The sequence below is a fragment of the Lawsonibacter asaccharolyticus genome (assembly GCF_022453915.1).
GTDB classification, from domain to species: Bacteria; Bacillota; Clostridia; order Oscillospirales; family Oscillospiraceae; genus Lawsonibacter; species Lawsonibacter asaccharolyticus.
The window spans coordinates 2,074,442-2,097,145 of sequence record NZ_CP091870.1 but is presented as its reverse complement, the minus strand read 5'-3'; the positions used below and the strand labels follow the sequence as shown (position 1 = coordinate 2,097,145).

Sequence of the window (22,704 nt, the reverse complement as noted above, 5' to 3'; positions counted from 1 at the left end):
GATTTGCGATACATGATGGCGTATGACGAAACTGCATTTTTCAATCCCCACGCAATGAAAACCCTGGACTGATGATTTACGCAAAATTAGAATAAGAATAGAAGGCCCGCCGCTGCGACAAATTCGCAGCGGCGGGTCTTTTGCGGGGGAAAGGGCCCCGGAGGCGCTGGAAAGGAGCCGCCGGGGCGGGCTCCAGCCAAATCAGGGGATTATCGTGCGCTGCGCAGGGCGTCCCGGACCAGGTCAGCATAGGTACGCATGTCAGTGATCTGGATCCACCGCTCCAGACTGCCGCTCCAGCGGTAGGTGTGGCAGTTGGTGGCCTCCTGCACGTCTTCATAGTACCAGGCGTCCTTCGGGTTGTCCGGCCAGTGGATCATGTCGTCCAGCATGTGATCAGCGTCGGGGGCGCGGTCCAGCACCTCATTGATGAGGGCCATGACCTCAGCGCGGGTGATGCTCCGGTCGGGGTCGTAGGTGCCGTCGGGATAACCGGCGATCCAGCCCTCAGCGGCGGCGCGGTTGATGTACTCCCGTGCCCAGTGGCCGGAGATATCGCTGAACTTGTCCGGGCCGGAGTACCGGGCGTCAGAGAACTGGGCGGCCACCACAGCGAACTCGGCGCGGGTGATGTAGGCGCCGGGGTCAAAGTCGCCGCCGGTGCGACCGGTCATGATGCCGCCGTTGTTCAGGGTGGTGATGGAGTAGAAGGACCAGCGGCTGGACTCCACATCAGGGAAGGGGTTCCGCTCGGTAATGTAGTCCGCCCGGGACGCGTCGGTGAGCAGGCGGAAGAAGATGGTGGCCACTTCCTCACGGGTGATGGGGTCGTTGGGCTGGACGGTGCCGTCGGGGTAGCCGGAGACGTAGGCGAAGTGGTCCTCCTTGTTCAGCTGAGGTGTTCCGCCGGAGCCGCCGTGCCCGCGGTCGTCGTCGTCATCGTCATCATCGTCATCATCGTCATCATCCCGGTCGTCATCGTCATCCTCATCCTCCCAGAACAGGGCGAAGGGGGAGAAGGAGTCCACAGTGAAGCGGATGCCTTCATCCGTGGCCACCAGGGTGCCGTCCTCAGTGGAGTAGAGCTCCATGGTGTAGTTGCCTTGCTCCAGGTCGGTGTTGCTGTTGCGGTCCAGGCCCGCATAGTGGACCAGCTGGAACTCGCTGTTCCGATCCGTTCCATCGGGGTAGGGCCAGTAGAGGGTGATCTCCCCGTCGGTGGTGACATAGGCGTTGCCGTTGCTGGTGTCCACCAGGTCCAGGTAGCGCAGCTCCGCACTGTGGTCCTCGGTGATGGAGTTGAATCCATCCACCGCGCTGTTGTGCAGGGTATTGCCCTGGTCGGGGACGATGCTGTCCACCAGCAGATGCACAGCATCAGGATCAGCGACCTCCAGCCTGCTCTCATTGATGTAGAGAGCGGCGTCTGCGGGGATATGGGCGGTGATGCTGTTCACCTCATTGGTGGGGGGCTCATTGACCACAGGGGTGGTGGCGGTGTCGAGATCAGTCACGCCCCGGATGGTCAGCGTACCGGATCCCACCGCCGCGCTGTACTGCTCCGTGTCTGCGCCTACCGTAAGCTCGGCCTTGACCCGCTGCTGCTCCAGATCTCCGGCATAGATGGTCATGTCATACTGCCGGAACACGCTGTTCACCTGGACAGTAAAGTCGTCACTGGTCATGAAGGAATCAGGGTCGTCCTGATCGGTGAACTGGAGGCGGATGGGGACCTCGCCATTGGGGGTCTCAGCGGGCAGGATGCGGTAGATGTAGCGGTCATAGGCCATGCTGGTGTTGCCGGGATTGTTGTCGTACCGCTCCAGCTTCCAGATCCGCTGTTCTCCGCCGAAGTTGTAAGTAAAGGTCAGATATTTGGACAGGTCCACCACCTGCTGTCCATTTTCATTGGTGACAACATCGGCGGGATCTGCGTGTTCGATCAGCCACGCATTCAAATCACTGGGCAGGGTGATGTAGAAGCCTGGCACGGGCAGTCCGTTGTCGGTGGCGCCGATCTCGTTTCCGCTGCCGTTGACCACGCTCTCATAGCTGCTGCCGCCGGTGTAGATGGTGATATCGGCGGGCTGGATCATGATCTGCCGGGCGTCGGGGGTACCGTCGCCGTTCCGGTCATAGGCCCACACGGCGTAGACCGTGGCCACCGCCGGGATGTTGACTTCGGATACCAGAGTGGGCAGCTGTTCGCCCGCGTCATAGATCTTCTCATGGTTGTCGGTGGTGGTCCAGCCCAGGAAGAGGACCGCTGCACCCTCGGTGTCAGTATGGGTGGGGGCGGTGTAGTCATCTTCTTCCCCCAGTTCATAACCAGTCTGCTGGGCCAGGTCCGGGACTACGAATGTGGTCTCCCCGGCGATGCGGCCGCCGTTGGCGTCATAGGTCAGGGAGTAAGCGGTCACCGGCACCGGATCAGTCGTATCTGTAACTGCGTCCTCGATCTCATCTGCGGTCACGGCAGCGGTATTCGTCACGCCTGCCGCCACGTCTGTCTGCGCCGCGGTATAGGCATAGGTGATGATGACCTTGTCGCCCACTCCAATGCTGGAGATGGTGTAGCTGCTGTCGCTGAGGGTATGATCGATGTCCCCTACCCGGATCACCGTGCCGGCGCTCCACAGGGTGTCTTCAATCGTCACATCAGTCAGGGGCGCATTGCCGGTATTGCGCACTGTGATCGTGTAGTGGATCTGCTCTCCCACACGGACAGATGCCTCCTGAGCTGTTTTCTCCACTGTCATGGCGGGTGCCGCCGCAGTAAGTCTGTAGGTGTAGGTGGTGCTGGTCCCCGCCGTCAATGCCGCCCCGGCCACGGGGGACTCATCATCCCACGCGCCGCTCAGGATGTGCGCTGCATCAGGCTCAACTTTTGTGGTGTCAGGAATATTCGTCAAAGTCGGCGCGGGGCTGACCTCGACCCATTTGTCAGAGGTCTCATCATATTCCGACAAACGATAGACCTGTTCAATTTCCGTGCTTCCGTTTGCCCAGGTGCCCCCCACGACCTGATAGATCACTTGGGCCTGGTACTGATCCGGGGTACCGTCGCCGCCATCTTCGCCGCCGACTTTGTCCACGGCGTAATACAGCTTCAGCGTCACGATATCTTCCGGCTTCTCAATTTTGGTCAGCGTACCGGTCGTATTGGAGAGCGCAGGGTCCAGACAGTACCCCTCATACGCTTTGGGGGTGGCCGTTACCTCTGCCCCGATCGCCCCGGAGAAGCGCTCCGTCTCCGTCGCGGACACAGGATAAGTTCCATCGTCGTTTGCCTTGTAGTGCTCCACGACATACAGAACATTGCCGGGGACAATGGGGGTGGTGCTTTTGGCAAAGGTATAGGTGTACGTCACATCATCGGTCCCGGAAACTGTGGCAGGAGGCGTGGTATCCCAGCCGCCCTGCGTTCCGTCCGTGCCACCATAGCCAGCGTCCGGCTTCATTCCGGTGGGGGCTGTCAGGTAGGCGCTGCCGTTCATGTCCCACTTGCCGTCCTTCATCAGCGTCACATAGGTGACTTTGGCGGCGCTGGTGCCATCCTCCCAGGTCCCGTTTACCACCTGGAAGGTCACTTTCTTCTGGTACTTGTCCGGGACACCGTCGCCGCCGCCATTCTCGCCGCCGACTTCATCCAGGCTGTAAACCGCCGTGATCTCCACATTGCCGGTGAGCGTGCCGGAGGTCACCCCCTTCACCGTGTCTTTGGCATAGCTCTGACCTTTATATGTGATCGAGTCAGGGATCTGGCCGCTCACATCATAGGGAGACTCCTTGGACATCTCTTCGCTGACATAAGAAGTTTGGATCTCCGTTTGCTCCGCATCATCCATCACATACTTGACGGTCACCGTGTACTGGTCCTCACAGACCACCTGGAACGTGACCGCCTCTTTGCTCCCGTTTTTCAGCTTCCAGCCGTTGTGATACACATAAGTGACTGTGGCCATATCTTTCGCGGGGGTGTGAGTCGCACTGGTGGTCTCATTATACGCCGTCACGAAGCGCTCAGAGGAAATGGTGACCGTATATTCCAGATGGCGGTCCACCACCCGGGAGGATGTGGTATAATCCCCTGCCGTCAAGGTCATCGGCTGAGAACCTGCATGGCCCGCGGCCTGGTTGGTGCAGCTCACGGTGACTTTGATGCTGTTCAGAAATTCAGGCGTCCCGGCCTCCACCCACTTGGCGGTCAGGGTCAGATCGCTGCCGCGGATGACGACCTTTCCGCCTGCGTCCACCTTGGAGCCGTCCTCATATCCTGTTCCGGAAATGGTCCAGCCGTCGAAGACATAGCCCGTAGCCAGCGCGGCCTGGACCGCCTCGTCAGAAGGAATGGCGGCTTGGACTTCCTCATTGCGCTTCAGACCGGTCTGAGTTTCAGGAACATCGTACTCAGTCAGTGCCCCGCTTTGGTCGCCCCAATCATACTGGATCTGATAGGTGTTCTCATCTTCCTTTAACTCCAGCAGCAGATAGAAGGGGTAAATGGTGTTCCCGCCTAGATAGCTGTTGTTCCAGTTGGCTTCACTAGGTTTTGAGGTGGGATAGTTTCGGCCTAAGCCGCCGACATTGCGCCAATGATTAAAATCATTTTCGTCAATGGAAACGTGTGTTACAGCGGAATAATCCCCGTTTTCGTCCGGCTCAATGGTGACAGCGTCACCATATTCGACCACACCGCACCCGGTATAGTTTCCGCACACCAGACGGTAGGAGGAGAGATAGTAGCCCTCCGCCACCCGGATGTCCAGGCCGCTGCGGATCAGCTGGCCCGCGTTGGCCGCCTCCGTATCATCCAGGGCCTCCTGAGGGGATACATCTTTCCTTGTATAAGTGACATCCTTCGCCCCGGCGGACACCGTTACCAGAGAGGGGTCCGTGATCTTTTCATTACCCCATCCATAATATTCGTCAAAGCTCCAATACACGGGCCACCAGTTGCGCCACTGGTCCCCACGTTCATTCTCATCGGTCTTTTCCTCCAGCGTCCAGGTATAGGCCCACTGGTAGCAGGCATCACCATGCTGGTGCTCTTCCTTGCTGCAGGTCAATGTGTAACATCCGGTTTTGAGAGAACATTCGTGCCTGCACTCGGTGGGGCCTTCGGTTTTGTCAATTACTTGGTATCCCCATGCCCAATCTAGGATGCTGAAGGAGTGCCACGTGCACCCTGTATCGTCTTTATGGAACCCGAGCCTATTATAATGGTCCGGATTGTCCTCCTTCGTACACTTCACCCACTGTGTGGGATAGCAGTCGTCATTGTGCTCATGTACACAGTCATGGCTGTAGCAGCTGTCCAGAGAGTGGGCGTGTTCCTCCTCTTTGCAGGTAAGATCTCCCCGCTCAGCGTCGGGCCCTACCCACTCTGTCCCATCCGGAATGTTTTCCGGCGGCTTTTGATCGGGGTCGGTCGTTTCAAACGTATCTCCTATCTCATACTCTGACCCTCCCGGCGCCGCAAAGGCGGACACCGGAAGCAGGGACAGCACCATGCACAGGGTCAGCAATACGGCCAAGAATCGCTTTTTCATGTCATTTCTTTCCTCCTTAGTAGCTGATATTCATGCCAGCGCAATCGAGAGCTGGGGGGGTGGTCACATCATCCCCACCCCCTTTCCGGCATCCCAGCCCACGGAGAACTGTTCCGCCTCCATCATCTGGTCGAAGGCCTGGACCACCAGCTGGTCCACACTGACCCGGATGGCATCCTGGGTCTCCTGCCACAGCCGGCGCAGACAGCGTGGGTTCCCTTTTTCCTCCGGCACCCGGGCGTCCCGGCACAGGGACCGGATCTCGCCCGTCACCTGGGTCCGCCGCATGGGCTGCCCGTTCCGGCTGCGGAACACCGGTCCTGCGGTGATGCCCTGCCGGGCCGCATAGCCCCGCAGCTCCTCCGCCAGCGGCGGCGGCAGACGCACGGGGCTGGGTCCCCGCCCGTCCAGCGCCTCCGCCGTCAGCCGGGGCAGCTCCCCCACCGACAGGCCCGTGCTGCCGAATACCTTCACCAGCAGGTAGAGCCGCTCCTTCTCCAGAACCCGGGCGGTGGACAGCAGACGCAGATACTCCCCGCGGGTCAGCTCCGGCCGCTCCCCCTCCGCCGGGGGCGGGAGGGCGGCGGTGGCCTGGAGTTCCCGGTGGCCCAGATAGGTCATCAGGCCGTTGGCCGCCGCCAGCCGCACATTGATAGTCCGGGGAAGATACCCCTGGTCCTCCAGCGTCTCCCGCCAGCGGTCCAGCGTCCCGCGGCCTACCCGCTTGTCCGGCGGCAGCGACCGGTACAGCCCATAGATGCTCCGCCGGTACGCCGCCAGGGTGTCTGCGCTCCGGCCCTGCTGGCGCAGGGTGTCCAGATAGGCGTCCATGGCCTCCGGCGTGAGGCATACCTCCCCTGCCGGGGCCTCCTGTTCCATCACCAGTTCCATGCCGTTCTCCCCTCTCGCCCCCCAGTTGTAGGCAAAATCAATATTTTGCCGCGTTCTATCCCGGGGAAGGAGCTGTTCGGGCAGAAAAAAAGAGCGCCGGCGGCGCTCCTGAGGGAAAAAGGGCGTGAAGATTGAGCCGTATGAGCAATTTGGGCTCATATGGCTGGTCTTTGCGCAAATTTAGCAGCTCCAGCTTGAATTTTCCATCGGCCTGTGCTATAATCTACCAGAAATCTATGTAGCCTCCTGCGGCCTTTCCTGGTCGCTGGATGCAAAATATTGATTTTGTCTAGCAGACGAGGCGCAGGCGGTCCAGATCCCGGCGGTGCTGGGCACCGGTGGAGATGAGATAGATGCGGGTGGTCTCAATGCTGGAGTGCCCCAGGACATCGGCCAGCTTGGCCACGTCCCGGGTGGCCTGATAGAAGGTGCGCGCAAAGAGATGGCGCAGGTTGTGAGGGAAGACCTTGGTGGGGGCCACCCCGGCCCGGAGGCACAGGCGCTTCATCTCCGCCCAGATCTGCCGCCTGGACAGAGGCTTGCCGCTTTTGGTGAGGAAGATCTCGCCGGAAGCGGTTTTTTGCTGTCTGGCGTACTTGAGCAGCTTGCGGCACAGCTTGCCGGGGAGGAGGATGGTGCGGACCTTGCCCTTGAGGGCGATATCCGCCTGACCGGAACGGGCGGCCTCCACAGTGATATAGCGCACCTCGCTGACCCGGATGCCGGCGGCGCAGATGGTCTCCATGACCAGGGCCAGGCGGTCCCGGCCCAAGGTGCGGGCGGTGTCCAGCAGGCGCTGGTACTCCTGGCGGCTCAGCTCCCGCTCCTCGCTCTGAAAGAGTCTGCGCTGCACCCGCAGGGCGCGGACACGGCAGTCCTCCAGGCCGATGAAACGGAGAAAGGTGTTGAGGGCGGCCAGCATGGAGTTGATGGTGGCGGGGCGGTAGCCGGAGCGGACCAAGTGGGCCTTCCAGCCCGTGACCGCCTCCCGGTTCACCGGCGCCCCCGCCAGCCACTCCAGAAAGGCCCCTGCGTCCCGCAGGTACTTCTCCACTGTCCCCGCGCTCCGCTCCTCCTCCGCCAGCCTCCGGGCAAAGGCAGACAGATGTTCCTGGGGCACATGGTGATCTTTCATACAAAAACTCCCCTTTTCTTCCAGTGTGGTACTATTTTACCGGAAACGGGGGGCGTTTATCCGAAACCTAGGGGAAGAAAAGGAGGAAGGCTGTTCAATTTGCAGCCCAACCTCCGGCACCGGACACTCCTTTTTATATATAAGGTATGAAAATGCGGGGCGGGGGAGGAAAATCGTTGACTTGAATATCCTGGGAGGGTATGCTATACTCAACTTTGTATGAATCCACGGAGGGCCCGGGCCGCACAGCATACTGACAGGGGGAACTGCCGGTATGCTGTTCTGCATCGGGACAGGGGAGCCGGGGGCTCCGGCCCCGGCAGAAGGGGGAGGCAGCGTGCTGCGCCTGTTGTCCAATCAGAATTTTAACCCTACCCGCCTGATCGTGGTGAGCTTCGGGGCCATCATCCTGCTGGGGACTTTTCTGCTCCACCTGCCTATCTCCGCCCGGGACGGGCAGTTCACCCCCTGGCTGACCTGCCTGTTCACCGCCACCTCCGCCACCTGCGTCACTGGTCTGGTCCTGGTGGACAGCGCGCTCCACTGGACTCCCTTCGGTCAGGGGGTGATCCTGGCCATGATCCAGCTGGGCGGGCTGGGATTTGTCTCATTGATCAGCCTGATCCCTCTGCTGCTGCGGCGGCGCATCGGCCTGTCCCAGCGGCTGGCCATCGCCTCCGCATTTAATCTGAATGGGATGTCCGGGGTAGTGCGGGTGGTGCGCCACGCCCTCATGGGCACCTTTCTGCTGGAGGGCTGTGGTGCGATCCTGCTGGCTACTCGCTTCGTCCCTCTCTTCGGCTGGGGGCGGGGGCTGTGGTACTCCATCTTTCACAGCGTGTCCGCTTTCTGCAATGCCGGATTCGACCTGATGGGGGAGCACACCGGGGCCTTCTCCAGCCTTGCGGGCTTCCGGGAGGACCCGGTGGTGCTGGGCACCATCGGGTGCCTGATCGTGCTGGGCGGCCTGGGCTTTTTTGTTTGGGAGGACTGCCTGGAGCATCGGAGCTGGCGGCGGCTGTCCTTCTACTCGAGAATGGTGCTTGCCGTCACCGGGGCGCTGATCCTGGGGGGCTGGCTGTTCTTTCTGGGGGCAGAGTGGAACAATCTGGAGACCCTGGGTGGTATGACGGCGGGAGAGAAGGTGGGCAATGCTCTCTTTCAGTCGGTGACCCTGCGCACAGCAGGGTACAGCGTTCTGGACCAGGGGGCCCTGCGGGACGGGGCGGCTGCCCTGTCCGTGGTGCTGATGCTGATCGGGGGCTCCTCCGGCTCCACCGCCGGCGGCATCAAGACGGCCACCGCCGGCGTGCTGCTGATCTCACTGTGGGCCGGCCTGCGGGGGAGAGACCAGGTGGTGCTCCGGCGGAGGACCATCCCCCAGGCCCGGGTGCTCAATGCCATGACCCTGACCCTGGTGGTGACCTGCCTGTTCCTGGCCGGGTCCATCGCCCTGACATTGGCGGACGGGGTCCCCTACCTGGCTGCCGCCTTCGAAGTGGCCTCGGCCATGGGGACCGTGGGGCTGACCATGGGGATCACCACCGGCTTGTCCCCGCTGAGCCAGGGAATCATCATCGCGATGATGTTCCTGGGCCGGGTGGGCGTGCTGTCCTTCTCCATTGCGTTCCTGATCCGGGACCGGGGAGAGAATAAGATCCGCTACCCCAGTGTGGATGTGATGATCGGCTGAAGGAGATGTCTATGAAAAGCTTTTTGGTGATCGGACTGGGCAGATTCGGCACATCGCTGGCCTGTGAGCTGTGTGCCCTGGGCCACGAAGTGATGGCGGTGGATCTGCGGGAGGAGCGGGTCCAGGAGGTGGCGGGCTCTGTGACCCACGCCGCCGCCGGAGATGCCCGGGACCCGGAGGTCCTCCGGGCCCTGGGAGCCAGGAACTTTGACTGTGCTGTGGTGTCCGCAGGGGACGACGTGGGCACCAGCGCCCTCATCGTCCTCAACCTGAAGGAGCTGGGAGTGCCCCAGGTGGTGGGCAAGGCCCGCAGCGCCGTCCACCACCGGGTGCTGGAGAAGATCGGCGCCGACCGGGTGGTCTTTCCGGAGCAGGAGATGGCCCTGCGCCTGGCTCGGAACCTGGCCAACGGGGACATTCTCAACTTTATCGAGCTGTCGGAGGAGTACTCCATCATGGAGTGCCGCTGTCCCCGCCAGTGGCAGGGGAAGAGCATCCGGGAACTGGACGTGCGGGCCAGACACCGCCTGAACATCATCGCTATCCGCCGGGGGGGCGGCATGACCATCTCCCCCGGAGGTGAGTACGCCCTTCAGGAGGAGGACGAGCTGGTGGTGCTGGGACGGAACGAGGATATCAGAGAGGTGGAGCGGCTGTGAGAGAGGAGTGGATCACCAGCCGGAAGAACCCTCTCCTGGTCCAGATCCGCCGCCTGGCCTCCAGCCGCGGCGCCCGGCGCTCAGCGGGGATGTTCCTGGGGGACGGCGTCAAGCTGCTGGAGGAGGCCCTGAAGTGGGGAGCGCCCCTGGAGACGGTGGTGTACTCGGAGGGGCTGGACGGGCCGGAGCTCCCGCCGGAGGTGCGGACGGTCCGGGTGCCGGAGGATGTGATGGCCTCCATCTCCCCCATGGAGTCCCCCCAGGGGGCGCTGTTCCTGTGCCGGATGTGGGACACCGCCCCGCCGCCCCGCCTGGAGGGCGGGCGCTATCTGGTGCTGGACGGTCTCCAGGACCCGGGGAACGTAGGCACTATCTGGCGCACCGCCGATGCCCTGGAGGCGGACGGCCTGCTCCTGGTCCACGGATGTGCGGACCCCTTCGGCCCCAAGGTGGTGCGGGCCACCATGGGGGCCTGTTTCCGGCTCCCGGTGTGGGAGACCGGCCCGGAGAGGCTGGCGGGCCTGCTGGAGCGGTCAGGACTGGCGCTGTACGCCACCGCCCTGCGTGAGGATACGGAGGATATCAAAACGGCGGACCTGAGCCGGTCCGCCGTGGTGATTGGGAGCGAGGGGCGCGGGGTCTCGCCGGAACTGCTCGCTATGAGCCAGCGGGCCCTGAAGATCCCTATGCGGGAGCGGTGTGAGTCCCTGAACGCCGCCGCGGCCGCCGCGGTGGTGCTCTGGGAGATGGGCCGCTAATCCCGGCGGGGCCGGTGTCCTGCGTCCAGCTTTCGGTAGGCCCGCTGGATGATGACCAGTGAGACGGCCAGACACAGGGCGAACAGGGCATAGGCCGGAACATAGCTGTGGAAGCGGTCAGCCAGCAGGCCCGGGATGGGGCCGAAGAGGAGCATCCCAAGAGCGTAGGACACAGTGAGGGAGCGCACCGCACCCTCGTACTGGGCGTCCCCGAACAGGTCGGCGGACCAGATGGCAAAGGTCACCGCCGAGATGGGCAGGCCCAGGCCGAACAGGGTCATGGCCGCGAAAGCGGGGAGCATCCCACCCAGGTGGGCCACACAGCACAGGAGCAGTCCGGCCAGAAAGATCAAATGGACGTACCAGTTGCCCGCCCGGCTGCCAAAGCGGTCATAGATCTGGCCGCAGAGGATCTTGGATACGCAGATGACCAGCCCCAGGTAAGAGATGAGCAGAGCGGCGGAGGCGCTGTCATAGCCGGCGGTGGTGTAGAGCACTGTGAGGTGGGAGAAACCGGGCCCGCCGGGGCCGCCGATGAGAAAGACAGCCAGCAGCAGGGACAGCCGGAGGGCGGGAGTCATGCCTGCCGGCGCGGGGCGGGGCGGCGGCGCCGGAGTCTCCGGACCGCCCAGGTGGTAGGGCTCCAGGCCCAGGTCGCCGGGGACGTCCCGGACCAGGAGAAAGACCAGCAGCCCCAGCACCAGCACCGCCAGCCCCTCCAGCAGAAAAGCGGCGCGCATGCCGTGGGCCTGGATGATCCCGGTGATCAGCGTGGGGACAAAGATGGTGGACACGCCGCTGCCCGCGGCGGCCAGCCCCAGAGCCAGGCCCCGCCGGTCCCGGAACCAGTGGCCCACCGCCAGGGAGAGGGGGACCATGCCGCCGTAGCCGTAGGCCAGACCGGTGAGGGCCCCCGCGGCACAGTAGAGGGGGAAACTGTCGGCCAGGCCGAAGCAGAAGCAGGACAGGGCCAGCAGCACTACCCCCAGGGTCATCACCAGACGCAGTCCGATCCGGGCGCACAGCTGATTCACTGTCAGCATGGCGGCCAGGGTGAAGAGGCTGCGCGTGGTGGTGATCCAGGAGCCCTGGGCGTTGGAAAAGCCGTTGAGCTGGATGATGTAGGGCTGATACACGGAGAACACGTTGATGCCCATCCCCATGACCGCGAACAGGGACAGGGCGCCGCCCAGACAGATGATCCAGGCGTAATGGGGCCGCCGAAGGGAGACCATGGGAACAGCACCTCCTTATTCCTATCTCCTACCATACAGGAGGCGGGGACGTTTGTAAAGGGGGATTTTACCGGAGGAGCGGGACGGAGGGAAGAAAATTGGCGACGCTGAAATACTGGCTGTGGCTCACCGGCCGCAGGGGGCTGGGGAATGCCGGCGCCCTGCGGGTGCTGGACCACTTTGTCACCCCGGAGCGGGCCTTCTACGCCGACCCGGAGGAGTACGCCCTGGTGGAGGACCTGACCCCGGCGGCCCGGCGCGCCCTGCTGGACAAGGACACCGGCGGGGCGGAGCGCATCCTGGAGGACTGCGCCCGCCTGGACCTGCGGATCATGACCCTCCAGGACGCCGACTACCCGGAGCGGCTGCGGCAGCTGCCCGACCCGCCTCTGGCGCTGTACATCCGGGGCCGGACCTTCGCCTTCGACGAGGAGGCGGCGGTGTGCATGGTGGGGGCACGGGAGGCCACCCCCTATGGGATCGGCTCGGCGGGGCGGCTCGGCCTGGAGCTGGCCCGGGGCGGGGCCCTGGTGGTGTCTGGCATGGCCCAGGGCATCGATACGGCCAGCGTCCAGGGCGCTTTGAAGGGCGGCGGACCGGTGGTGTCGGTGCTGGGGGGCGGAGTGGATGTACCCTACCCCCGGGAGAACCGCTGGCTCTATGAGGACGTGGCCGCCGCCGGGGCCCTCATCTCCGAGTACCCGCCGGGGACGGAGCACCGGGGGGAGCACTTCCCGGTGCGCAACCGCATCCTCAGCGGCCTGTGCCTGGGGGTAGTGGCGGTGGAATGCCGCCCTCACAGCGGCACTATGATCACGGTGGACCGGGCGCTGGAGCAGAACCGGGACCTGTTTGCCGTGCCAGGGAACATCGACGCCCCCATGAGCCAGGGCCCCAACCTGCTGATCCAGCAGGGGGCCAAGCTGGTGACCAGCGGGCGGGACATCCTGGAGGAATACTGGGACCGATTCCCGGCCAAGCTGTCTCCGGGAGAGCCCCTCAGCCCGGTGGCGGCCGCCGCCCGGCTGGAGACAGCGGCCTGTCCGGCCCCTGCCCCGGCGGAGCGGGAGGAGGCACCGGCGGCACCCGGGCGGGAGCGCATCCCCGCCGCGGAGCAGCGGGACCGCTTTACCGACGACGAGCTGGCGCTGATCGCCGCCTTGGGCGGACGGCGCCGCTCCGCCGACGAGCTGGTGGAGGCCGCACAGATCCCGGCCCGCCGGGTGCTCTCTGCCCTGACCATGCTCCAGGTGCAGGGGGCGGTGGAAGAGGGGCCGGACCGCCGCTTCTCCGCCCTGGTGGAGCTGGAGGAATAGACCCTTGACAGACGCGCGCGGGGACGCTCCGCAGCTGCGTTTTGACTTATACTTTTTTCTTATCTTCGATTTTGGAGGTTATTTGATGGCAGCAAAGACCGATTTGGTGATCGTAGAGTCTCCGTCCAAGGCCAAGACCATTGGGAAGTACCTGGGGCCGGGCTATGAGGTGAAGGCGTCCATGGGCCACGTCCGGGACCTGCCTAAGAGCAAGATCGGCGTGGACATCGAGGGAGGCTTTGTCCCCCAGTACCAGCCCATCAAGGGCAAAGAGGACGTGATCAGCGACCTGAAGAAGGCAGCCAAGAAGAGCGGCCGGGTCTATCTGGCCACCGACCCGGACCGGGAGGGGGAGGCCATCTCCTGGCATCTGAAGGAGCTGCTGGATATCCCGGACGACAAGACCTATCGGGTCACCTTCAACGAGATCACCAAGAAGGTGGTCAACGACTCTATTGCCGCCCCCCGGGCCATCGACCAGAACCTGGTGGACGCCCAGCAGGCACGGCGCATCCTGGACCGCATCGTGGGCTATGAACTCTCCCCCCTGCTGTGGCGGAAGATCCGGCGGGGCCTGTCCGCCGGGCGGGTCCAGTCGGTGGCTACCCGGCTGGTGGCGGAGCGGGAGGAGGAGATCCGGGCCTTTGTCCCCCAGGAGTACTGGACCATCGAGGCGGAGCTGGAGCGGGTGCGCCCAAATCTGGGGGGCTTCAAGGCCCAGTTCTACGGCCGGGAGAAGAAGATGGAGCTCCGCAGCCGGGAGGAGGCGGAGGAGGTGGTCCGGGCGGTGTCCGCCGCCCCCTTCTCCGTGACCAGGGTGAAGCGGCAGGACAAGCTGCGCAATCCGGCGCCCCCCTTCACGACCTCCACCCTCCAGCAGGAGGCCAGCCGCAAGCTGAACATGACCCCCGCCCGCACCATGTCTATCGCCCAGCAGCTCTATGAGGGCGTGGACATCACCGGGGAGGGCACCGTGGGCCTGATCACCTATATGCGTACTGACTCTCTGCGCCTGTCCGAGGAGGCCATCGCCGCCGCCAAGGGCTTTATCGAGAGCCGCTACGGCAAGGAGTACTATCCCGCCCAGGCCCGACGCTACAAGACCAAGGGCAATGCCCAGGACGCCCACGAGGCCATCCGTCCCTCCGACGTGACCCTCACCCCGGAGGACGTGAAGAAGGACCTGACCTCGGAGCAATACCGCCTCTACCGGCTGATCTGGGGCCGGTTCCTGGCCTGCCAGATGGCAAGCGCGGTCTATGACAGCGTATCCATCGAGGCCCAGTCCGCCGGCTACACCTTCCGGGCCAGCCACTCGGAGCTGAAATTCTCCGGCTTTACCGCCGTGTATGAGGAGGGCCGGGACGAGGACGACGAGGCACCCCAGTCCCCCCTCCCCGACCTGCGGGAGGGGGAGCCGCTGGACCAGAAGGGGCTGAAGCAGGACCAGCACTTCACCCAGCCCCCCACCCGGTACACCGAGGCCACCCTCATCAAGGCTCTGGAAGAGAAGGGTATCGGACGCCCCTCCACCTACGCCCCCACCATCTCCACCATCCTGAACCGGGAGTACGTGGTGAAGGAGGGGAAGTACCTCCGCACCACCCCTCTGGGCGAGGTGGTCACCGGCCTGATGAAGGACAAATTCAACGATATCGTGGACTACGCCTTCACCGCCCAGATGGAGGAGCGGCTGGACAAGGTGGAGGAGGGAGAGGCCAACTGGAAGAAGGTGCTCTCTGACTTCTACGGCGGCTTTGAGGCAGAGCTCCACCAGGCGGAGCAGGACCTGGACGGGGAGCGCATCAAGGTGCCAGACGAGGTTTCGGAGGAGATCTGTCCCCAGTGCGGGCGGAACCTGGTCATCAAGTCCGGCCGGTTCGGCCGCTTCCTGGCCTGTCCCGGCTGGCCGGAGTGCGACTTCACCATGCCGCTGGTGGTGGAGATGCCGGGCAAGTGCCCCAAGTGCGGAGGGCGTCTGTTCAAGCGCACGGGCAAGAGCAAAAAGACCAACAAGCAGTACACCTATTACTGCTGTGAGCACCTCAACAGCAAGGACGAGTCCAAGCGATGCGACTTCATGACCTGGGACGTCCCGGTGAAGGACAACTGTCCCGTCTGCGGCTGGACCATGTTCAAGAAGGCGGGCCGGGGGGCGAAAAAGCCCTTCTGCATCAACGAGGCATGCTCCAACTTCACCCCGGAGGAGAAGCGGGGCGGCTGGCGGAAAAAGACGGAGGAGAGCGGGGAGGAGGCCCCTGCCCAGGAGGCGGCGGAGGAGGGCAAGACCGCCGAGAAGAAGGCTCCGGCCGCCAAAAAGACCACCGCGAAGGCGGCGGCCAAGAAGCCTGCCGCCAAAGCCGCGGCCTCGAAAAAGGCATCCACGGCTAAGAAGACCGCCGGGAAAAAGACCGCCGCCAAGAAGACGGAGGAGGGATGACCGGCGGGGGCTGAACGCTCAGGCGGTCAGCCTTCCGTTCAGCTCCCGGCACAGGTCCACGGTGGCCAGGAACATGGCCTCCAGCAGGCAGGAGTTCTCCTGAAAGGCGGCCTTTTCATAGCGGTCGAACAGGGTGCGCCCCTCTTCATCCAGATGATCGAGGATCTCCAGGGACCAGGTATCCCGCCGGGTGCTGCTGATCCGGTAATCGGAGTCCACAGCCAGGTAATTTTGAAGGGTAACTTTGTTGATGTACTCAAAGAGAGCTTCCATAAGATCGGTCATTGTGATCAACTCCAAACACGAATGATTTATACATGTTATAACACGTATAGATTATTCGTGTCAAGAGGAAGTAAAGAGATGTATGGAGAACGATTAAAATTTTTGAGAAAAGAACGGAAGATTCCGCAGAAAGACCTTGCGGAGCTGCTGGGGATCAGCATCCGTGGATATCAGTTCTACGAGAGCGAGAACAATGAGCCCAATATTGCCGCATTGGTGACATTGGCGGATTTTTACGGGGTGACCATCGACTTTCTGGTTGGGCGCACGGACGAGGAAGCATAACGGTACTGCGTATAGGGCGCAGCGGCCCGGCACACCGCTGCCCAAAGCCTTTCCCCTCGGGAAAGAGGTGCCCAGCGGATGCCGCATCCCCCCAAAAGCCTTCCCCCCTCCTGGGGGGAAGGTGTCGCGGCGTATGCCGCGACGGATGAGGGGGCTTCCTTCCCACGTCCCGCATCTATAGGGCGGGCAGGTCTAGGACCCGTCCCTGCACAGAGACGAGGACCGCTCATGGGGACGGCGGGCGCGCAAAGCGCGCCCCTACGCAAAGGCCGAAGGGAACCCGCAGGGGCGGCTTTCAGCCGCCCGAAAAGCCTTCCCCCTTCTGGGGGGAAGGTGTCGCGGCGTATGCCGCGACGGATGAGGGGGCGGTCCTCCGCCCGCCTCTGGCCGCAGGGCGGAACCCCCCAAAACACTTCATCGCCGCCCTCCGGCAGGGCGGGCGGATCTCGAGGAGGAGAGCTATGGAACCAGTGAAGATCATCGGCGCCGGTCTGGCGGGCTGCGAGGCGGCCTGGCAGCTGGCCCAGCGGGGCATCCCGGTGGAGCTGCACGAGATGAAGCCGGAGAAGATGACCCCCGCCCACCACAGCCCGGAGTTTGCGGAGCTGGTGTGCTCCAACTCCCTGCGCTCCGACCAGCTGGAGAACGCGGTGGGACTGCTGAAGGAGGAGCTGCGCCGCTGCGGCTCTCTCATCATGTCCTGTGCGGATGCCCACCGGGTGGAGGCGGGGGGCGCCCTGGCGGTGGACCGCCGCGCCTTCTCACAGGCAGTGACCCAGGCCATCCGCTACCACCCCGCCGTCACGGTGGTGGAGGGGGAGGTAGAGCGCATTCCGGAGGAGGGGCAGGTCATCGTCGCCGCCGGCCCACTGGCCTCCGACGCCCTGACGGAGGAGATCTCCCGCCTGTTCCCGGACAGCCGCTACCTGAATTTCTTCGACGCGGCGGCCCCCCTGGTCACCTTTGAGAGCGTGAACATGGAGCGGGCCTGGTTTGCCTCCCGGTACGACCGGGGGACACCGGATTACATCAACTGTCCCATGGAGGAGGAGGAGTACCAGGCCTTCTGGGAGGCCCTCACCACCGCCCAGGAGGCGGAGGTCCACGGCTTTGAGGACTCCGGCGTCTTTGAGGGGTGCATGCCTGTGGAGGTAATGGCCCGCCGGGGGCGGGACACCCTGTGTTACGGCCCGCTGAAGCCGGTGGGCCTGAAGGACCCCAGGACGGGGCGGGAGCCCTTTGCGGTGGTCCAGCTCCGCCGGGACAACGCTCAGGGCTCCATCTATAATATCGTGGGCTTCCAGACCCACCTGAAATGGCCGGAGCAGAAGCGGGTGTTCTCCATGATCCCCGGGCTGGAGCGGGCGGAGTTCGTCCGCTATGGGGTGATGCACCGGAACACCTATCTGGACTCCCCCCGCCTGCTGGACCGGTACTACCGGGTGCGGGGGCAGGAGCGGATCATGTTCGCGGGACAGATCACCGGCGTGGAGGGATATGTGGAGTCCACCGCCTCCGGCGCGCTGGCGGCTATGGAGCTGGCCCGGCGGCTGGAGGGGAAGGAGCCCATCAATTTCCCACGGGAGACCGCCATGGGCGCAATGGCCCTTTACATCAGCGACCAGAGTGTGGTAAACTTTCAACCGATGAATGTGAATTTCGGCCTGATCCCGCCCCTGGGCTACCGGGTCAAGGGCAAGCGCAACAAGAACGCCGAGCTGTCCAAGCGGGCGCTGGAGGCGCTGGGGGAGCTGGAGCTCTCCTGACGGGACCGCTTGAGACCTCGGGACGGGACCGGAGCTGAGGAAGAGGCCGGTTCAGACCTTTCCGTCCCCTAGGGCCAGCCGAAGTCCCAGACAGAGGCCGTGGGCGAAGGAGACCAAATCGCTCTGGTCAGTGAAACGTAGGACGGCGTCCCAGAGAAGGTCCCGGGCCTCTGGGTCACGGATGACCTCCAGGCGGTCCAGACAGCTGGAGAGGGCCTGACGGCGGCGCTCATACTCTGGGTCGTCCTCATACATCAGCCGCCCAGAGTCTACCTCGGAAAAATAGAGTTCTTAGAGCTGGACTTCCATTGCAACATCACCACACTAAAAGGATGTATTTGATATATATCTTTTTAGTGTGGTTGTCAAGGGGGAAATATGTTTCATAAAGATCTATATGGGCTCCGCTTGAAAAAATTGAGAAATCTGTCTGGGGAGAGACAGGCAGATTTGGCGGCAGTTTTGGGCGTGAAGCCCAATCAGATCATGGAAATGGAGAACGGGCGAAAGACCACCACATTGGAAAAGCTGGCTCTGATTTGTCGGCATTACAACGTCTCGGCGGACTATCTGCTGGGGCTGACCGACGAGCCCAGGCCGCTGGTACAGCAAGAGAAAGAAGGTTAATGGAATGAAGATCATAGTGGACGCCATGGGAGGAGACAACGCGCCCCAGGCTCCGGTGATGGGGGCCGTCCAGGCCAACCGGGAGTATGGTGTGGATATCATCCTGGTGGGGCGGGGGGAGGCCATCCTGAAGGTGCTGGAGGAAAACGGCATCCAGGAGCTGCCCGCCGGCGTGGAGATCGCCCACGCCAGCGAGGTGGTGGAGATGTGCGACAACCCGGCCACCGCCTTCCGGGAGAAGAAGGACTCCTCCCTGACAGTGGGGCTCAACCTGCTCAAGGACGGCAGCGGGGACGCCTTTGTCTCCGCCGGCTCCACCGGCGCCCTGCTGGCCGCCGCCACCCTGCTGGTCAAGCGCATCCGGGGCATCCGCCGGGCCGCCCTGGCCCCTGTGGTGCCCACGGGGAACGGCGGCGCGGTGCTCATCGACTGCGGCGCCAACGCCGAGTGTCCCCCTGAGTATCTGATGCAGTTCGCCTATATGGGCTCCTACTACGCCGAGCACGTGCTGGGCCGCCCGGAGCCCCGGGTGGGCCTGCTGAACATCGGCGTGGAGCCCTCCAAGGGCACTGAGCTGCAGCGCACCGTCTACCCCATGCTCCAGAAGGCTGACCAGGAGGGCCGCATCCGCTTTGTGGGCAACATTGAGGCCCGGGAGGCCGTGGAGGGCAGCGTGGACGTCATCGTGGCCGACGGCTACTCCGGAAATATCTTCCTCAAGACCATGGAGGGCACCGGTCTCTTCCTGGCCCGGGAGATCAAGAAGATATTCAAGCAGAACCTGCTGACCAAGCTGGCGGCGGTGATGGTCTCCGGCGGGCTCAAGCGGTTCAAGAAGCTGATGGATTCCAGCGAGGTGGGCGGCACCGCTCTGGTGGGCATCTCCAAGACCGTCATCAAGGCCCACGGCTCCTCCAACGCCTACGCCTTCCAGAACGCCATCCGCCAGGCCAGCCAGTCCGTCTCCTCCGGTCTGATCGAGAACATCACCGCCAACATCGACCTGATGCGTCTGGACGCGCCGGAAAAGGAATGACGTTTTTCGAAAAAATGGAAACTCCCTATTGACAGCCACCCTGTTTGTGCATATAGTAGGGACAGAAAAAGTGCTGGAGCACAGCAAAAGGAGCAGGCTAGTTATGATTTTTGAAAAGCTGAGTGCACTGATCGCCGAGCAGTTCAACGTGGACCCCGACACCATCACCATGGACACCTCCTTTGAGGACGACCTGAACGCGGATTCCGTGGACATCGTGGATCTCTCCATGGCCCTGGAGGAGGAATTCGGCATTGAGGAGCTGGGGGAGGCGGAGGCTACCTCCATCACCACCGTGGGCGACCTGGTCCGCCTGATCCAGAGCAAGATCGACTAAAGGCACAAAAGACAAGATTCAAAGCTCCGCCGGAGAGGCGGAGCTTTGCCTTAGCGGGACCAAGACCGGCGCGGGCCAGCCCCGCGCCCCGGGAGGAGACACAGGAACATGACCACATTAGAGGAAAAGCTGGGCTACACCTTTCAGAGCCCGGAACTGCTGGAAAACGCGCTGACCCACAGCTCCTGCGCCAACGAGAGCCGGGGAAAGCTGCAGAGCAACGAACGGCTGGAATTTCTGGGCGACTCCATTCTGGGGATGGTGGTGGCAGACCACCTGTACCGGAACCACCCGGACCTGCCGGAGGGGGAGCTGACCCGCACCCGCTCCGCCCTGGTGTGCGAGGAGAGCCTGGTGGAGGTGGCCCAGGCCCTGGGGCTGGGAGAGTATCTGAAGCTGGGCAAGGGGGAGGAGGCCGGCGGCGGCCGCCACCGGCCCTCCATCCAGGCAGACGCCGTAGAGGCGGTGCTGGCTGCGGTCTATCTGGACGGCGGCATCGGCTCGGCCCGGAAGATCATACAGAAATTCATCCTCAGCCGGGAGGTGGCCGGCCTGACCAAGCCCCGGGACTATAAGACCGCCCTCCAGGAGCTGGTCCAGCGGGAGAGCGGGCAGGTGCTGGCCTACCAGCTGGTGGGCGAGGAGGGTCCGGACCACGACAAGCGCTTTTTTGTGGAGGTGGACCTGAACGGCACCCCGGTGGGCAGCGGGCAGGGCCGCAGCAAAAAGGAGGCCGAGCAGATGGCCGCCAAGGCGGCTATCGGGAAGCTGGGCGGCTGAAGCGGCCGCTCCCCGGAAAAGTGAAGCCCCGCCCGGCTCGGGCGTCAGGGACCGCCCCGGCCGCAGGCCGGGGCGGTTTTTACGTGCTCCCCAACGCCTTCCCACTGGGGGGAAGGTGTCACGGCGCAGGCCGTGACGGATGAGGGGGCGTCCTTCGTACGGCAAAAATCCACAGGATAGGCGGGGCATGATCTTCTTGCTCCGGACTCCGGGGCGGAGTCCCCTGGGAAGGGCACGGAAATATATTCTGTCCCGCTCTCGACGGGGGAAATAAAAATTTTTTCAAAAAACCATTGACAAACGTGGTTAGCATATGCTAATATAAACGCGGTTAGAGGAAACTAACTGGCCGGGATTCTCCTCACACCTCCCTGCTTTCTTCCCCACACTTGTTCCGGCCTGAATCCTCCAGCCACCAGAATCCCCGAATGGACAGGCATCCCGTTTGGGAAACAGCCCACAGCCGCGATCACACGCGCGGCTGTGGGCCTCCTCCTTTTTGGGGGGAGGGGCAACTGGGATGTTGACGGGGGCGCCTGGGCATGATATAGTGGAAAAAAACAGGCGGGATCTTTGCCATGGAACAGATCCTGTTCCGCAGGGAGGGGCACCTTTGAACAAAAATCTGCTGAGAAGCATCCTTTTGATCATCACCTACTCGGTGGTGCTGGTGCTGGTACTGGTGAAGATCGACCTGATATGGGCCGTGGCGGCTCAGATCCTGGGGGCGCTGAAGCCCCTGTTCCTCGGGTTCGCCATCGCATTCGTGCTCAACCGGCCCTGCACCTTCTTTTTCCGACTGTACCACGGGGGGCTGGCGGGGCGGAAGCTGGACCGCTTCAGCCGTCCGCTGGCAGTGCTGTCCGCCTATGTGGCTCTGGTGGTGGTGGTCACCGCCCTGTTCTCCTTTGTGCTCCCCCAGGTGGCGGACAGCATCCGTCTGTTCGTCAGCAGTCTGTCCGGCTATATGGCCAACCTCCAGGCCCTGGCGGACGAGGTGTTCGCCCTGTTCGACCGGGAGGGCGTGGATTTCTCCAGCCTGAACGAATATCTGCGGCGGGTGCTGGAGGGGGTGCTGAACACAGCCACCAACGCGGCCTCCCATGTGCTGGTCATCACCAGCGGGGTCATCTCCATGGGGGTGACGCTGGTGCTGGCCATCGTGTTCTCCGTCTACATGCTCTCCGGGCGGGAGAAGCTGCTCTCGCAGTGCCGCCGGGTGATGCGGGCCTACCTGCCCGGCTCCTGGGCGGACCGGGTGCAGAGCGTGGTCCAGCTCTCCGCGGACACCTTCACCAATTTTGTCTCGGGCCAGCTCACCGAGGCCTGCATCCTGGGGGTGCTGTGCGCCCTGGGGATGCTGTTCATCCAGTCCGACTACGCCGCCCTGGTGGGGGTGATCGTGGGCACCACGGCCCTGATCCCGGTGATGGGGGCTTATATCGGGGCGGTTCTGCCCGCCTTTCTGCTGCTGATGGTGGACCCGTGGCGTGCATTGGCGTTTCTGGTATTCCTGGGCATCCTCCAGCAGATCGAGGGCAATGTGATCTATCCCAGAGTGGTGGGCACCTCCATCGGCCTGCCCGGTATCTGGGTGCTGGCTGCGGTGACGGTGGGCGGCGGCCTGTTCGGCCTGCTGGGCGTGCTGCTCAGCGTGCCGGCGGCGTCGGTGCTGTACACCCTGTTGAAGCGGGATGTGCACCGCCGGCTGGAGGAGAAAATGCCCGCCCCGGAGCAGGCAGAAGAGGGAACAGAATAGGCACAGGGGCCGGCGGGATCTCCGCCGGCCCCTTCTGACTTGCGGCTGCCCGGCCTCCGGGGTGGTCCTCCCCTCCCGGCCCGGTGCCGGGATGCGGTCCGATGGGACATGGGTCCCCCTGAGCGAGAAATCGAGCCACAGGGACGCAGG

General features: G+C 63.4%; 18 protein-coding genes. 12 read left to right on the top strand and 6 right to left on the bottom strand.

Annotation, left to right across the window (positions count from 1 at the left end; translation table 11 throughout):
• Positions 1-209: 209 nt before the first annotated feature.
• The 3 genes from L9O85_RS10035 to L9O85_RS10025 form a co-directional block, all read right to left on the bottom strand.
• A complete protein-coding gene (locus L9O85_RS10035; protein ID WP_301578547.1) occupies positions 210-5,552 on the bottom strand; it encodes an S-layer homology domain-containing protein in 5,343 nt (1,780 codons plus the stop codon).
• 63 nt (positions 5,553-5,615) lie between these two features.
• Positions 5,616-6,443, bottom strand: coding sequence for a tyrosine-type recombinase/integrase (locus L9O85_RS10030; protein WP_301578546.1), 828 nt, complete (start codon positions 6,441-6,443; stop codon positions 5,616-5,618).
• A 289-nt stretch (positions 6,444-6,732) separates the two neighbouring features.
• Positions 6,733-7,578: a tyrosine-type recombinase/integrase gene (locus tag L9O85_RS10025; RefSeq protein WP_108980891.1), complete on the bottom strand. Its 846-nt coding sequence runs from the start codon at positions 7,576-7,578 to the stop codon at positions 6,733-6,735.
• Positions 7,579-7,852: 274 nt separating this feature from the next.
• On the opposite strand from L9O85_RS10025, the gene L9O85_RS10020 reads away from it, so the two are divergent.
• From L9O85_RS10020 to L9O85_RS10010, 3 genes are read left to right on the top strand one after another with little or no spacing between them, the layout of a single operon-like run.
• Positions 7,853-9,271, top strand: coding sequence for a TrkH family potassium uptake protein (locus L9O85_RS10020; protein WP_108980892.1), 1,419 nt, complete (start codon positions 7,853-7,855; stop codon positions 9,269-9,271).
• A gap of 11 nt (positions 9,272-9,282) precedes the next feature.
• Positions 9,283-9,930 carry a potassium channel family protein gene (locus L9O85_RS10015; protein WP_050623913.1) on the top strand — a complete coding sequence of 216 codons (648 nt, stop codon included), beginning with the start codon at positions 9,283-9,285 and terminating at the stop codon, positions 9,928-9,930.
• Entirely contained in the window at positions 9,927-10,688 is a 762-nt protein-coding gene (locus L9O85_RS10010) for a TrmH family RNA methyltransferase (protein ID WP_050623914.1), read from the top strand. Before L9O85_RS10015 ends, L9O85_RS10010 begins: the two co-directional genes overlap by 4 nt.
• Here L9O85_RS10010 and L9O85_RS10005 read toward each other — a convergent pair.
• Entirely contained in the window at positions 10,685-11,923 is a 1,239-nt protein-coding gene (locus L9O85_RS10005) for an MFS transporter (RefSeq protein WP_276757141.1), read from the bottom strand. The two genes, L9O85_RS10010 and L9O85_RS10005, sit on opposite strands and share 4 nt — an antisense overlap.
• A gap of 98 nt (positions 11,924-12,021) precedes the next feature.
• On the opposite strand from L9O85_RS10005, the gene dprA reads away from it, so the two are divergent.
• Together dprA and topA are read left to right on the top strand one after the other, a co-directional pair.
• The gene (gene dprA, locus L9O85_RS10000; RefSeq protein WP_301578545.1) at positions 12,022-13,239 is read left to right on the top strand and encodes a DNA-processing protein DprA; all 1,218 of its coding nucleotides are present in this window, start codon (positions 12,022-12,024) and stop codon (positions 13,237-13,239) included.
• A gap of 85 nt (positions 13,240-13,324) precedes the next feature.
• Positions 13,325-15,679 carry a type I DNA topoisomerase gene (gene topA / locus L9O85_RS09995; RefSeq protein WP_301578544.1) on the top strand — a complete coding sequence of 785 codons (2,355 nt, stop codon included), beginning with the start codon at positions 13,325-13,327 and terminating at the stop codon, positions 15,677-15,679.
• An 18-nt stretch (positions 15,680-15,697) separates the two neighbouring features.
• On the opposite strand, the gene L9O85_RS09990 is transcribed toward topA, so the two are convergent.
• Positions 15,698-15,964 carry a hypothetical protein gene (locus tag L9O85_RS09990; RefSeq protein WP_050623918.1) on the bottom strand — a complete coding sequence of 89 codons (267 nt, stop codon included), beginning with the start codon at positions 15,962-15,964 and terminating at the stop codon, positions 15,698-15,700.
• Between the two features lie 78 nt (positions 15,965-16,042).
• Between L9O85_RS09990 and L9O85_RS09985 the strand changes: the two genes are divergently transcribed.
• Both L9O85_RS09985 and trmFO read left to right on the top strand, forming a co-directional pair.
• Positions 16,043-16,249, top strand: a complete 207-nt coding sequence (locus L9O85_RS09985; RefSeq protein ID WP_276757136.1) for a helix-turn-helix domain-containing protein — start codon at positions 16,043-16,045, stop codon at positions 16,247-16,249.
• A gap of 461 nt (positions 16,250-16,710) precedes the next feature.
• Positions 16,711-18,015 (top strand): methylenetetrahydrofolate--tRNA-(uracil(54)-C(5))-methyltransferase (FADH(2)-oxidizing) TrmFO, encoded by a 1,305-nt coding sequence (gene trmFO / locus L9O85_RS09980; protein WP_301578543.1) that lies wholly within the window; start codon positions 16,711-16,713, stop codon positions 18,013-18,015.
• Between the two features lie 51 nt (positions 18,016-18,066).
• Here the strand turns inward: trmFO and L9O85_RS09975 are convergent, their stop codons facing one another.
• Positions 18,067-18,270: a hypothetical protein gene (locus L9O85_RS09975; RefSeq protein ID WP_301578542.1), complete on the bottom strand. Its 204-nt coding sequence runs from the start codon at positions 18,268-18,270 to the stop codon at positions 18,067-18,069.
• 195 nt (positions 18,271-18,465) lie between these two features.
• Between L9O85_RS09975 and L9O85_RS09970 the strand changes: the two genes are divergently transcribed.
• The 5 genes from L9O85_RS09970 to L9O85_RS09950 all read left to right on the top strand — a co-directional run bounded on the left by L9O85_RS09970 (position 18,466) and on the right by L9O85_RS09950 (position 22,554).
• Positions 18,466-18,642, top strand: coding sequence for a helix-turn-helix domain-containing protein (locus tag L9O85_RS09970; protein ID WP_242850306.1), 177 nt, complete (start codon positions 18,466-18,468; stop codon positions 18,640-18,642).
• 4 nt (positions 18,643-18,646) lie between these two features.
• Entirely contained in the window at positions 18,647-19,678 is a 1,032-nt protein-coding gene (gene plsX / locus L9O85_RS09965) for a phosphate acyltransferase PlsX (RefSeq protein ID WP_050623923.1), read from the top strand.
• A gap of 103 nt (positions 19,679-19,781) precedes the next feature.
• Positions 19,782-20,015, top strand: coding sequence for an acyl carrier protein (acpP, locus tag L9O85_RS09960; RefSeq protein ID WP_050623924.1), 234 nt, complete (start codon positions 19,782-19,784; stop codon positions 20,013-20,015).
• A 108-nt stretch (positions 20,016-20,123) separates the two neighbouring features.
• Positions 20,124-20,795 (top strand): ribonuclease III, encoded by a 672-nt coding sequence (gene rnc / locus L9O85_RS09955; protein WP_050623925.1) that lies wholly within the window; start codon positions 20,124-20,126, stop codon positions 20,793-20,795.
• A 613-nt stretch (positions 20,796-21,408) separates the two neighbouring features.
• Entirely contained in the window at positions 21,409-22,554 is a 1,146-nt protein-coding gene (locus tag L9O85_RS09950; protein WP_256182730.1) for an AI-2E family transporter, read from the top strand.
• Positions 22,555-22,704: the final 150 nt, after the last annotated feature.

Excerpts from the sequence above, each read along its gene's own strand:
- L9O85_RS10035 (WP_301578547.1), bottom strand. The coding sequence starts at position 5,552 with ATGAAAAAGCGATTCTTGGCCGTATTGCTGACCCTGTGCATGGTGCTG.
- L9O85_RS10030 (WP_301578546.1), bottom strand. The coding sequence starts at position 6,443 with ATGGAACTGGTGATGGAACAGGAGGCCCCGGCAGGGGAGGTATGCCTC.
- L9O85_RS10025 (WP_108980891.1), bottom strand. The coding sequence starts at position 7,578 with ATGAAAGATCACCATGTGCCCCAGGAACATCTGTCTGCCTTTGCCCGG.
- L9O85_RS10020 (WP_108980892.1), top strand. The coding sequence starts at position 7,853 with ATGCTGTTCTGCATCGGGACAGGGGAGCCGGGGGCTCCGGCCCCGGCA.
- L9O85_RS10015 (WP_050623913.1), top strand. The coding sequence starts at position 9,283 with ATGAAAAGCTTTTTGGTGATCGGACTGGGCAGATTCGGCACATCGCTG.
- L9O85_RS10005 (WP_276757141.1), bottom strand. The coding sequence starts at position 11,923 with ATGGTCTCCCTTCGGCGGCCCCATTACGCCTGGATCATCTGTCTGGGC.
- topA (WP_301578544.1), top strand. The coding sequence starts at position 13,325 with ATGGCAGCAAAGACCGATTTGGTGATCGTAGAGTCTCCGTCCAAGGCC.
- L9O85_RS09990 (WP_050623918.1), bottom strand. The coding sequence starts at position 15,964 with ATGACCGATCTTATGGAAGCTCTCTTTGAGTACATCAACAAAGTTACC.
- L9O85_RS09985 (WP_276757136.1), top strand. The coding sequence starts at position 16,043 with ATGTATGGAGAACGATTAAAATTTTTGAGAAAAGAACGGAAGATTCCG.
- trmFO (WP_301578543.1), top strand. The coding sequence starts at position 16,711 with ATGGAACCAGTGAAGATCATCGGCGCCGGTCTGGCGGGCTGCGAGGCG.
- L9O85_RS09975 (WP_301578542.1), bottom strand. The coding sequence starts at position 18,270 with ATGTATGAGGACGACCCAGAGTATGAGCGCCGCCGTCAGGCCCTCTCC.
- plsX (WP_050623923.1), top strand. The coding sequence starts at position 18,647 with ATGAAGATCATAGTGGACGCCATGGGAGGAGACAACGCGCCCCAGGCT.
- acpP (WP_050623924.1), top strand. The coding sequence starts at position 19,782 with ATGATTTTTGAAAAGCTGAGTGCACTGATCGCCGAGCAGTTCAACGTG.
- rnc (WP_050623925.1), top strand. The coding sequence starts at position 20,124 with ATGACCACATTAGAGGAAAAGCTGGGCTACACCTTTCAGAGCCCGGAA.